This is a genomic window from Vibrio sp. nBUS_14, assembly GCF_051201655.1.
Taxonomy (GTDB): domain Bacteria; phylum Pseudomonadota; class Gammaproteobacteria; order Enterobacterales; family Vibrionaceae; genus Vibrio.
On sequence record NZ_CP179207.1, the window covers coordinates 1,089,463 to 1,101,617 of the forward strand.

Consider the following 12,155-nt stretch of genomic DNA (forward strand, 5'->3'; position numbering starts at 1 on the left):
GTAAGCATATTATGGGAAGAACGCCTTCTTTTAGGTGATTTTGGTCACATTAATAATGTACGCAAATGTGTATTTATCACTGGATAGTGATGGGAGTCACCCATACAACATAATTAGTTATTATTATTTTATCAAATCTGTCTTACAGAACCGACCGTTTGCCTTTCATCATCCGCTTACCTTCTCGCTTAATACACTCAGCAAGCGGGTTTTCTGCCATATCAGCACGCCAAATAAACGAAAGCGTGCGTTCCATTTCAAGCTCAGGAACATTCAAGGTAACAAGTTGACCTGATTCAACAAACTGTTCGACATCGAGATACGGTAGACACGTTAAATATGGGCCGCTTGCAACCAAACTTCTTAAAACAGGAACGTGTTCATACTCTCGCCAAACATCAAGATCACCAATTAAATGATGAATGGAGCTATCAAAAACTTTGCGCGTACCCGAGCCATGTTCGCGCAACACCCACTTCGCTTGCTCTAACTGAGCCAAACTCACACGTTCACGCTTGGCAAAGGGGTGATGAGCGGATGCAACAACCGTTAAATGGTCTGTACACCACACTTCTTGATGAACCCGACTGTCGTCACAACGACCCTCGATAACGCCTAGGTCATATTTGTAATCTAATACGCCATCAATGACTGCATCGGTACTTTGCACGCCTAGCGAGATTCGCATCTCAGGAAAGTCGTTATCAGTAATACTGATGAGGTCTGGAACCAGGTGTTCTGCTGGGGTTTGGCTAGCGCCGAGCTTGAGCTCTCCACTTAGTAAATGCTGCTCGTAGAAGCCCATCTCAATTTGCTGCGCATCTTGCAGTAAGCGCTTTGCTTTTGGCCTTAACCACATGCCCCAATGCGTGAGGGCCATTTGCTTTCCTTGCCTTTCAAACAAAGGCCTGCCGAGCATTTTTTCCAACTGTGCAAGAGACATACTTGTCGCTGACTGAGTCAACGCCAACTTGTCTGCCGCCTGACTAACACTCCCAGAATCTGCGACTGCATCAAATACCGCGAGTTGCTTTAATGAATAACGCAAAATTCATCCTTAATTATTTTAATAACTTATGTCCTGCTACTCGTTTTTTGTTAAGCCGATGGGTAATTAATTTCATTCTACCCGTAACTAAATCTATATCAATAATTCTTATGTGGTTTCTAAAGATTATCAATTTTACCTCTACCACTCACCCCCCTAATCTGGAATGGCAGGACACAAACGAGCCCTGCAAAACATTACGGATTAACCATTACGGATTAACCAAGTCACTAACACTAAGAATGACACATGACGGATTGTTCAAGGGGGAGATATGGCAACCAGCACTTCTGAAAATCAGCAACTGTTCTCGCCAACAGAAATGATGGCGGAAGCCGAGAAGTTTGCATTAAGCAAAGCAAATAAAACCAGCAGCATGACATTAAGTTTGGCAATCATGGCTGGCGCATTCATCGGACTTGCTTTTCTATTCTACATCACGGTAACCACAGGTAGCGCTGATGCTGGATGGGGGTTGAGTCGCTTAGCCGGTGGCCTAGCATTCAGCATGGGGTTAATCCTGATTGTGATTTGCGGCGGCGAGCTGTTTACCAGTTCAGTGTTATCAAGCATCTCATGGGCTAACAAGCAGATTACCTTCACCAAGATGCTGTCCATCTGGGGCAAGGTTTACGTCGGTAATTTCATCGGTGCCATGTTCCTTTTAGCCTTAGTAAGCGCAGCAGGCTTATATCAATTAGATGGTGGCCAATGGGGGGTAAACGCTCTGAACATTGCTCAACACAAGCTACATCACAGCCTTGTTCAAGCTTTTGCTTTGGGTGTGCTTTGTAACTTATTAGTATGTTTAGCAATTTGGTTAACGTTCAGCTCTGCTAACGCAATGACCAAAGCAATGATGACCGTGTTACCGGTTGCAATGTTCGTTAGCTCAGGCTTTGAACACTGTGTGGCGAATATGTTCATGGTTCCACTAGGCATCACGATTCAAGCATTCGCACCAGAGAGTTTTTGGATGCAAATTGGCGCGACACCAGCCCAGTACGCAGACCTAAACGTCATGAAATTTGTCACCGCAAACTTAATACTAGTGACAATCGGCAACATCGTCGGTGGTTCGGTATTGGTCGGCTTAGCCAATTGGATCATCTACCGTCGCCCACAGCTTAAAGCAGCAAAAATTACTGCAATCACACAAGCAACAGAAATTACGTCAGTTAAGGAAATCACTATGAATACAGCAACGACTATCAAGCAAATCTTAAACACTCAACCAATTACACTTAGAGTAGAAATGCCTACATCAGTGGCAATTGATTCACTTTTAGACTCTCAACTTGTTAGCGCCCCTGTTTGCGATGTTGAAGGTCGTCTTGTTGGTATCTTCTCAGTTCACGACGTAATGGTTGACCTTTGGTGCCAAGACTATATTCCGACTAAAGGCCAGAAAGTGGTAGACCTAATGAGCCGTGACGTAGTCGCTATCTCTGCTAGCGATAAACTGGTTGATGTTGCTGAATTCCTATGTATCGACAAAGAGCAACTTTACCCTACTACAAGCATGGGCTACGCAACTCGCCTGACTTCTCTTTCTCTAGAAGAGCGTGCAAAAGCGATGAAAGTAAGCCAGCCACACATGCTTCCAGTATTAGAAAATGGCGTAATGGTCGGTGTGTTGACTCGTACAGAGGTCATGCAAGCACTGCGCCCTATCTACGGAGATCGCCTAAACGTGGTTCCACAAGCTGAACTGGAAACAGCTTAACTGACTGGTTTTACTAGGAAGTGGTTAGCTAACTAGGACAAGGTTGAACAATTAGGGATTAGTTGTTTGCCTCGAAAATCAGTCATGGCAACGTTGACTGGCTAAAGTAAATGGTGGCTTAAAACACAACTAAAGGTTTGACACAAAACAGATCTAAACGCGTTACCATTTACCATAATGAAAAGGCGCAAAGTGAATACTTTGCGCCTTTCTCTTTTTCTAACTGTTGCTTGCTAGGTATCGATTCAACTTTTGGTGTTACATAAAAGATTGATACCAGCCAGCAATCATCAATAGCTAGATTACTTCTTTACACCTTCAACGTGTAGATCCATGTCTACGTAGCTTGAAGCGCCCATGACTGGAATGTTGAAGTCAGCAAGTTCTAAACGAGTTGTACCAACGAAACCAGCACGCTCACCACCCCATGGGTCTTGACCAGCACCGATGAATTCAGCTTCGATAACGATTGGCTTAATTACACCGTGAAGTTTAAGATCTCCCATAACTTCAAGTTTGCCATCGCCTTTATCAACCACTTTCGTACTGTTGAATGTAGCGTCTGAGAACTTACCAGCGTCAATGAAGTCAGAGCTACGAATGTGCTTATCACGCTCAGCGTGGTTCGAGTCAAGACTCGTCGTATCAACAACAACGTTTACTTTTGATGCCTCAACATTGTTTGCGTCATAAGAGAAGTCACCAGAAAATGTGTTCAAACGACCTTGGATAAAGCTGTAACCTAGGTGGCTAACTTTAAAGTTAACTGATGCGTGTGCACCTTTTGTATCAATCACGTAATCAGCAGCGTTAGCAGCGAAAGGCATTGCCATAACGAATGCTAATCCTGTAGCGATAATTGACTTTTTCATTTTGAAGCTCCTATCATTTTTCGTAGCGTATCGTCTTTGTCGATAACGTGGTGTTTTATCGCCGCTAAGGCGTGCACTGATACCATAATGATCAGTAGCCAGGCAGCATAGTAGTGAACCGTTCCTGCAAGATCAGATTGGTTTGCAAATAGTTCGCCCATACCAGGCACGGTGAACCAATTAAAAACATCGACCCCACGGCCATCTGATGTAGAAATCAAATAACCAGAAATAAATAAAACCGCTAAGTTAAGGTACATAAAGCCATGAGCAATTTTCGCAGCTACAACTTCGTAAGCCTTACCTTCCAATTTCGGTGACGCGGTAACTAACTTCAAAACCAAGCGAACGACAGTAACAACAGCCAAAAGAATACCTACTGATCGGTGGTAGTCTGGTGCTGTTTTGTACCACTCGCTGTAATATGAAAGGTCAACCATCCACAGGCCAACGCCAAATAAACCAAAAATTGTTAGCGCTGAAATCCAATGCATCGCTCTTGCTAAAGGGTTGTAATTTCTAACGTTGTTTTCCATACATCTATTCCGAAAGTTAACAAGTCGTGTAGTTTTCAAAGCGTACCCTACACCAAGTTTCTGTAACATAGTATTTACCAAGCTTTACATTGGTAACATCATTTCAAATTAAACGACTTATTCAAAATTTTTGAATAAGTCTGAGCACAACTTTAGATTTCAACGATTTGTTCAATCTCATACAGTTCATCTGAGATATCCATCATCTTCCGTTCCATGACCTTTTGTGCGTCTTCTATACCCTTGTTGTAGTAAACCGCACCAAACTTTTTGCTGATGAAGTCAACCAAGAATTCAGCGTCGAACTGACCAAGTTCCACATCAAGTTCATCCTGAAGGTACTTCTGAAGCGTATGAGTAAGTTCAGAGTTTTGTTTCGAATCTAATTGAATGGTCATGAAAGCTTCCAAATAAAGAGTAAGTAGATCAATTGTGATTTGCTGACTAGACTATAATCATGGTAACTAGCTAGAATTCCTCATAATTTAGAATACAGACCATTGAAGTGCCAGTGCTATCCATAAAATCACTCAGCAATGGCTAATTTTGATAGAGGGATCAAGAACTCGCACTTTGAAGATAGGTAACGGCACCACAATTACCGTACTATTGCTCTTCAATAAGATAGTAACCGTGTATAAGGGACTTCATTGTTATTAGATCTCGTGATTAAAAGCGTTAATCAGTTCCAAGACGATTGCCTAAAGCTTTGTGAACGCCACTACCCTACGGTACACAATCAAGGAATCAGTGAGCACCATATAGGTAAAGCTTTTGCCCGCCGAATGGAGCACACCTTCATTAGCTTTAATCATGCAAGTATCATCAATCCACTTGAAATGCTCTCCTCTGGTGAAAACCCTCGACAGTTCCGAATCTCCTCTGAAATCGGCACCGTTTGGATGATCAGTCATCATATGGTGAGCGCAGGTAAAACTTGTCGTAAAAAGTTGATGCTAGACATTCATAATTGGCAACAAGAGTATGGGTTTGCCATTCAGCCTACTGACGTTTTGATCATTGTTTCTGACCATTGGATTACCCGAAGTAAAAACAGCGGTGAACTTTTACATTGGTGGATGGGAGATCTCCCGGATGAGATGACCGAATACAGCCAACAAGGCATCACTCTAAGAGAGAGTGATTCTCAATTCGCTACTGATTTAAATAATAATTTTAGTATAAGTCCATGTTTTATTAAATTCGGTCACCCGTTAAAACGGTCAGGGAATCAACAGTTGGTTCGTAAATACCTGCAACTTTATGCGGTACTTCAATGGCAGTAAGAATACGGGTCAATTTTTTCATTCAATATTGAAAGTAAATTATTAGACCTTCATCCCAATATTTATAAAAGACAACTCATCCCCTGTTCATTAATTATTCGAACTTACTGTTTTAATTATTAATAGCCAATCGACTCACTGTCTCGATTTTGAGAAATAGATATCATTTCTATGTAACTCGCTTAGTATCTCCATTTTGTAACTTTGACATTCCCCCACAACCTAAACCTTTAACCCTACTTTCCTCTGGTGTATCGCCGTTCTAGCCTTATATTGGTTGGAGTTAATATGAGAGATGTTACTCAGGCATTAAGTTCAGAGCAACCATCAAACGCAGTCAATGATAAGTAAATTTAATGATTAATGTCATTTATCATGCTGATTTTTCGTTAATTATATTCATTTAAATATTGACCTTACAAATGAATTTTTATTATTTGACAATTTACTTACACCTGTCAATATTGTGACAGCCATGACTTATATTTCGTCATTGAGTAAATATCTTTGTTAGCGACTATGATTTTATCAGACAGAAGTGAATTTATTAGCTGTATATCTGTGGATGCCGATATGCAGTTTATTGCGAAATACCAAGACCTAACACTTAGAAGTGTCTATCAACCTATATTTGACAGTTCAATGACTCAGGTAGGCGTTGAGGCTTTGGTGCGTATTTCGAATAGCAAAGGAGATATTGTTCGTCCTGATCACTTTTTCCATTCTGACGACACGTTGTGTAGCGATAAGATCAATGTAGAGAGGCTGAGTCGCGCTATCCATATCCGTAACTTCGCACAATCGAACATTCGCCATTTACACCTTTTCCTAAACGTTCTTCCAAATGTTGGTGAGTTGTTTGCCGCAGAAAAAGTCAGTGACAGCTTGTTGGCTAAACGCCTTCATGAACTTAACTTATCATGCGAACAAATCGTAATGGAGCTGGTAGAACTGAATGCAGAAAGTGAAGAGCGCTTGAAGGATGCCGCTCACTCTCTTGCAGAAAACGGCTTTCAAATTGCTGTTGATGATTTCGGAACACAAGCATCAACAGAACAGCGAGTGCGTCATATTAATCCTCATATCATCAAGATAGATCGCTCTGTGATGTTGGATTTTGAACAAGGCGACACAAGTGAAATGGTGTTGGTTCTCGATCTTGCTGATCAAATTGGTGCTAAGACCGTAATTGAAGGTATCGAAACCGAACAACAGCTCGCAGCAATGCAAAGCTTAGGCTTCGATATGTATCAAGGCTATCACTTAGCGATGCCAAAGCCGATTGAGTTAGATCTCCGCCTCGCAATCTAAACTTTTCCCTATTCTTCCTGAAGCCGCTGACCTTTGGTTATCAGTTAATAGTTAGCGTGTTTTTTAAAGCCAATCTCATAGACCAAATCATACCCATAAAAAAGCCCAGTCAAAATTGACTGGGCTGGCTTAAAAGAATCTGTTTTATATCATTCCCTAATAACCCGCAGTGGACGGTTTGATTCTATATAGAATAGCGAACATCACTGGTACTACTATTAGCGTTAGTACTGTAGCAAAACCTAAGCCTGCCATGATGGTAATCGCCATCGAGCCGAAAAATGCATCGAATACCAAAGGAATCATACCCAAGATGGTCGTCAATGCTGCCATAGATACCGGTCGTACACGACTAATCGCACTGTCGACAACCGCTAAATATGGGTCTTTACCTGTTGAAAGTTCAGTGTTGATCTGATCAAGCAGCACGATTCCATTCTTCAGAATCATTCCGCTTAGACTTAGCAAGCCCAAGAACGCCGTGAAACTGAATGGCATATTAGTCCCTAGCAGACCAATCGAAACACCAATGATAGAGAGTGGTACCGTAAACCAAATCACAAGTGGCTTACGCAGCGAGTTAAACAGAAGCATAGTGATGATAAACATCAGCAAGTAACCCATTGGCAGTGAACCAAATAGAGATTCTTGTGCATCTTTTGAGCTTTCATATTCGCCGCCCCAACTGATGCTGTAACCTTCAGGCAGATCCAATGCTTCTATCTTTGGTTTAACACGAGCAAATAAGCTCGCTGGCGTTTCATCACCCAATACGTCGTGGTCAGCCAGCACGGTTAACGTACGCTTTCTATCGCGACGTTGAATCAGAGGTTCAGACCATTGAAGCTCTACACCATCAATCACTTGCTCAACTGGAATGTAAGTTTGTAACGATGGGCTCCAAATCTTCACATTGTTCAGTGATTCAAAGTCAAAACGCTCTTCTTCAGGTAAACGCGCAACGATAGGTAACATATGAGTACCATCACGCAGTAAGCCGATGTTGTAGCCGCCAAACGCCATTTGTAACGTCTCAGACAAATCAGTTTTTGATATGCCAAGGCGACGTGCCTTTGATTCGTTAAACAATGGCACTAGTTCTTTAGTACGTTCACGCCAGTCGTGACGAACATTTCGTGAGCCTGGGTCGGCAAGTAAGACGTCTTCGACTTCAACTGCAATACTACGCAATACTTGAGGGTCAGCACCGATAATACGCGCTTCTATCTTTGAAGCTGGTGACGGACCAAATTCAATCAGTTTGAACTGGAACGTTGGTTGCTCAAATTCGTTCGCTAAGTCTTTGTCCAACTCAGCTAGAACCTTAAACATGGTGTCACGGTCAGTGGTTCTTATTTGTAACTGGCTGTACGCTTCGTAGCTTTTCTCTGGTTGGTATGTCAGAGCGAAACGTTGCATGCCCTGCCCAACCGTTGTTGTTACAAAATCTACGTCGTTTTCTTGACGAATGTAGCTCTCAACCTTTTCTGTCTGCTTGATCGTTTCACGTACATCCGTGCCTTCTGGCATCCACATGTCTACGTAAAACATCGGAGTATTTGATGGCGGGAAGAACTGCTGCTTCACCTTACCAAAACCAACCACAGACACCGCTAGCAAAACGATCATGCTGACGACAGTTAACCATCTAAAACGCAATGCAAATTTCAGAGATGCACCGAATACAACGAACAGAATACCTTTGTATGGGTCTTCGTTCTGATCGACTTTGTCTTCTTCTTTAAGCAACATTTCAGCAAGGAATGGCGTTAGTGTTAGCGCCGTTACCCAACTCAAGAATAACGAGAAACACAGTACCCAGAACAATGAACCCATGAACTCGCCCGTTGCATCTTTCGATAATCCGATAGGTGCAAAAGCGGTAATAGCAATAATGGTCGCGCCCAATAGTGGCCATTGCGTTTGTGTCACGATGTCTTTTGCCGCTTGAAGCTTGGTCTTACCTTTCTTCAAGCCAACTAGAATACCTTCAACGACAACAATCGCGTTGTCCACCAGCATACCGAGCGCGATGATCAAAGCACCCAGTGAGATACGGTGCAGTTCTACATCGTTGTAGTCCATCAATATGAAGGTACCAAATACCGTCAATAGAAGAACCAAACCGATAATCAAACCACTGCGTAAGCCCATTGCGAACAGCAATACAATGATAACGATAGCTACCGCTTCAACTAGGCTGATTAAGAAGTCAGCCACTGATTTATCTACTTCTTGCGCCTGGTTGTAAAAGTAGTTCAGCTCTACACCGGCAGGCTTAATGCTTTCTAAACGTTCCAGTTCGGCATCTAACGCGTTACCAATTTCGACGACGTTTACGCCTGAAGAGAACGCAATACCTAGGTTAATTGCTGGCTTGCCATTATAAGTTAATACATTGCCCGGTTTTTCTTGGATACCGCGAGTGATCTCAGCGACATCTTTCAAACGAATCAGGTTGCCAGTGTCACGACCATGAATGATCAGGTTTTCTAGCTCTTCAACTGTGCTCAGCTTACCGTTAGGTTTGATCGTTAGGCTTTGGCCATTCAACATTACCTCGCCTGCCGATACGACACTGTTTTGTTGTGCTAACAGTGACGTTACCATCGACATATCTAGGTTCAGCGCCGCTAAACGCTCAAGTGACATCTCAACAAACAGTTGTTCTTGTTGGTCACCCGCGATACTTACTTTGCCGACACCGTCGACCAATTCTATTTCACGCGTTAGATAATCAGCATACTGCTTTAGCTCGACATAATCGTAGCCATCACCGGTCAGCATGATCATCACACCAAATACGTCCCCAAAATCATCAATGATCTGAACTGAGTTAACACCACTTGGTAGCGTTGGCTGTAGATCATTAATCTTACGGCGCATTTCATCCCAGATTTGTGGTAGCTCGTCTGGACCATAATCCATCTTCATGCTGACCATAATTTGAGACATGCCATTCGACGAGGTCGAAGTGATCTTGTCGATATAAGGGAGCTGTCTTATCTCTTTCTCAAGGGGATAAGTCAGTTCCTCCTCAACTTCCATTGACGTAGCGCCAGGATAAGTTGAAATAATCATTGCATCTTTAATGGTAAAAGCTGGGTCTTCTAAACGGGATAGATTACCAAAAGACGTCACACCGCCAATGGCCAAAATGACTAGAAACAGCCAGCTGATTACTTTGTTTTTTATTGAATATTCTGCGATGTTCATTCTGCTTTTCCTGACAATTGGATTCCGTCACGGAGTTTTCTTAGATTCGAGTTTACGAGTAGCTCACCTTGTTCAACGCCATGAGCGATAAGTGCACCTTGGCCGCTGATCTTATCGACTTCCACTTCGCTTTTGAAAGCTTGGCCGTCTTCCATCTTCCACACGTAAAACTGGTTCGCTTCAGCGCCCGCTTGTAGTGTCGTCATGGGCAACTGGTAACCTTGAAAATCACTCAAACCGGCTTTCGCCATATCCACATTTACCGTAACGCTCGTACCAGGCAGAATTTCGTTTTCTGGTTGCAGCATTTGCATCCAAAACTCGTAAGTGCGAGATTGCGGGTGCAGTTCACTGGTGTGCTCTAAATACGTCAGAGGGTATTTTCCAGAGTGACCGCCAAAGGTTGCGTCAGGTCGATAGCTGTTCGAACGCATGTCTGAGCTGATAGACGCTAAGAGCGAATCTGATACTTGAATTCGCACATACACCTTGTCGTTCTGGTACACACTGAGTAACGTTTCGCCCGAAGTGGTGTTTTCGAAACGTTGCTTATCGACGGTTGAAACCGTGCCAGAAAATGGTGCTAAAAGCTCTGTGTAACTCAGCTTACGCTTTGCCGCAGCCAAATTAGCCGATGCCAGTTTATAGTTAGCGGTCAGTTGATCGTGTTCCGATTGCGACAACATCTTGCTGTCAAACATCTCAGAACCACGCGCCAGTTGCTTACTCGCTAATTTGAATTGAGATTTAGCGTCTGTCAGATCTTGCAGGTATGTCGCGTTGTCTAAGGTCGCCAGTAGCTGGCCTTTTTCTACGTTGTCACCAGCTTCAACCAATACTTGTTGAATCTCACCAGCAAGCTTAAATGCCAATGGTGTTAGTTCCGCTGGCATCACCTGACCATTAAAACTTCGGTTTTGTTCGGTCAGTGGCGCACCTACTTCAAAGGTTGAAACCAAAAGTGAAGGTTGCTCACGGTGGTCGGTTCCATTTTTACAAGCTTGAAGCAATAACGCAGATACAACTACAACTGATAATTTCGAAAGGTTCATTAAATACCGCCCTCACGTAACCAAGCTTTTACTTGTTGCCCATCAGATAACGCATCGACACCCGCTTCTACGATCAGGTCGCCAGAAGACAAGCCATCAATAACCTTGCCTTGTTCATCAAGGGTAACTTGTACTTTAGAAATCAATTGAGACTCTGGGTTGTAGCGCCATAGTTCACCTTGGTCTGCTTCTTTGCTTAACCAAGCTGAATCAACAATGCCAATACCGTAGTACGATCTGTTTTTCTGAACTTCAACTTGTGCCGTCATACCAGAAAGCAGATTAATACCTTTAGGTTTCTCGATAGACACAACCGCTTGATAGCTGTTGGTGTCTTCGTCTGGTTGCGTTGAGATCTCTTTAAAACGCGTTGGGATACGAATACCGCGATGGCTATCCATCACAACCCACATGTTTGAGTTGGTTAGGTCTTGAATAGAACGGTCTTCAAGCTTTGATACCGGAATAGAGAAAGTCACATCCATCTCGCTGTGATTCAAAAGATTAAGAACCGGCTGCTTTTCAGCGATTAACTGATATTGCTTACCAAACACCATAGCTACCACGCCATCGAATGGAGCAACTAATGTGGTGTAACCAAAGTTTGTTTGTGCTTGGTCCAACTCAACTTCAGCGGCAGTAAAGGTGTTTACGGCTTGGTCGTAGTAATCCGTGCTTACAAGCTTCTTTGAGTACAGCTCAGACGCTTGCTTGTATTGGCTGTTCGCCAGGTCAAATTTTGCTTGTGCCGCATCAACCGCAATACGGTAGTCCGTTGCATCTAGCACAGCGAGTACTTGGCCTTTCTTTACCTCTTGTCCCATACGAACAGAGAACGTTTCAATATCTCCGCCCACTTGGAAAGAAAGCGCAGCACGGTCGGTCGCATCCACTTTTGCGATAAAGCTATCAAGCTCGATATCCGTCTGCTGAGGGATCTCAAACAGCTTTACAGGCTTAACAACTTGAACCGTTTCTTCTGACTGAACCTTGTTACATCCGGTCATAGAGCCTGCGAGTAATAGTGCAGCAAACGCCACTCCTATCTGCTTACCCGTCTTAGCTTGAATAGACAAATTGGACTGCATGATGCATCTCCATTTAATTA

General features: G+C 43.1%; 10 protein-coding genes. 3 read left to right on the forward strand and 7 right to left on the reverse strand.

The genetic code is table 11. From position 1 onward, the window contains the following. Nucleotides 1-142 precede the first annotated feature (142 nt). Complete coding sequence (locus tag ACMAZD_RS22615; RefSeq protein WP_435249565.1) at nucleotides 143-1,048, reverse strand: LysR substrate-binding domain-containing protein; 906 nt, start codon at nucleotides 1,046-1,048, stop codon at nucleotides 143-145. A 274-nt stretch (nucleotides 1,049-1,322) separates the two neighbouring features. On the opposite strand from ACMAZD_RS22615, the gene focA reads away from it, so the two are divergent. Beyond that, the gene (focA, locus tag ACMAZD_RS22620; RefSeq protein ID WP_435249566.1) at nucleotides 1,323-2,774 is read left to right on the forward strand and encodes a formate transporter FocA; all 1,452 of its coding nucleotides are present in this window, start codon (nucleotides 1,323-1,325) and stop codon (nucleotides 2,772-2,774) included. A 302-nt stretch (nucleotides 2,775-3,076) separates the two neighbouring features. On the opposite strand, the gene ACMAZD_RS22625 is transcribed toward focA, so the two are convergent. The 3 genes from ACMAZD_RS22625 to ACMAZD_RS22635 form a co-directional block, all read right to left on the reverse strand. Continuing rightward, nucleotides 3,077-3,646 (reverse strand): YceI family protein, encoded by a 570-nt coding sequence (locus ACMAZD_RS22625; RefSeq protein WP_435249567.1) that lies wholly within the window; start codon nucleotides 3,644-3,646, stop codon nucleotides 3,077-3,079. Continuing rightward, on the reverse strand, nucleotides 3,643-4,182 hold the full coding sequence (locus ACMAZD_RS22630; protein WP_435249568.1) for a cytochrome b: 540 nt from the start codon (nucleotides 4,180-4,182) through the stop codon (nucleotides 3,643-3,645). The genes ACMAZD_RS22625 and ACMAZD_RS22630 overlap by 4 nt, the downstream gene beginning before the upstream one ends. A gap of 152 nt (nucleotides 4,183-4,334) precedes the next feature. Next, nucleotides 4,335-4,580 (reverse strand): DUF2164 domain-containing protein, encoded by a 246-nt coding sequence (locus tag ACMAZD_RS22635; RefSeq protein WP_435249569.1) that lies wholly within the window; start codon nucleotides 4,578-4,580, stop codon nucleotides 4,335-4,337. A gap of 252 nt (nucleotides 4,581-4,832) precedes the next feature. On the opposite strand from ACMAZD_RS22635, the gene ACMAZD_RS22640 reads away from it, so the two are divergent. Next, the gene (locus ACMAZD_RS22640) at nucleotides 4,833-5,468 is read left to right on the forward strand and encodes a hypothetical protein (RefSeq protein ID WP_435249570.1); all 636 of its coding nucleotides are present in this window, start codon (nucleotides 4,833-4,835) and stop codon (nucleotides 5,466-5,468) included. Between the two features lie 573 nt (nucleotides 5,469-6,041). Beyond that, entirely contained in the window at nucleotides 6,042-6,779 is a 738-nt protein-coding gene (locus ACMAZD_RS22645) for an EAL domain-containing protein (protein ID WP_435249571.1), read from the forward strand. Nucleotides 6,780-6,935: 156 nt separating this feature from the next. Here ACMAZD_RS22645 and ACMAZD_RS22650 read toward each other — a convergent pair whose 3' ends face one another. The 3 genes from ACMAZD_RS22650 to ACMAZD_RS22660 are packed head-to-tail and all read right to left on the reverse strand — an operon-like array spanning nucleotide 6,936 to nucleotide 12,135. Next, complete coding sequence (locus ACMAZD_RS22650) at nucleotides 6,936-9,995, reverse strand: efflux RND transporter permease subunit (protein ID WP_435249572.1); 3,060 nt, start codon at nucleotides 9,993-9,995, stop codon at nucleotides 6,936-6,938. Further along, nucleotides 9,992-11,047, reverse strand: coding sequence for an efflux RND transporter periplasmic adaptor subunit (locus ACMAZD_RS22655; RefSeq protein ID WP_435249573.1), 1,056 nt, complete (start codon nucleotides 11,045-11,047; stop codon nucleotides 9,992-9,994). The genes ACMAZD_RS22650 and ACMAZD_RS22655 overlap by 4 nt, the downstream gene beginning before the upstream one ends. After that, entirely contained in the window at nucleotides 11,047-12,135 is a 1,089-nt protein-coding gene (locus tag ACMAZD_RS22660) for an efflux RND transporter periplasmic adaptor subunit (protein ID WP_435249574.1), read from the reverse strand. Before ACMAZD_RS22660 ends, ACMAZD_RS22655 begins: the two co-directional genes overlap by 1 nt. Between the last annotated feature and the right edge of the window lie 20 nt (nucleotides 12,136-12,155).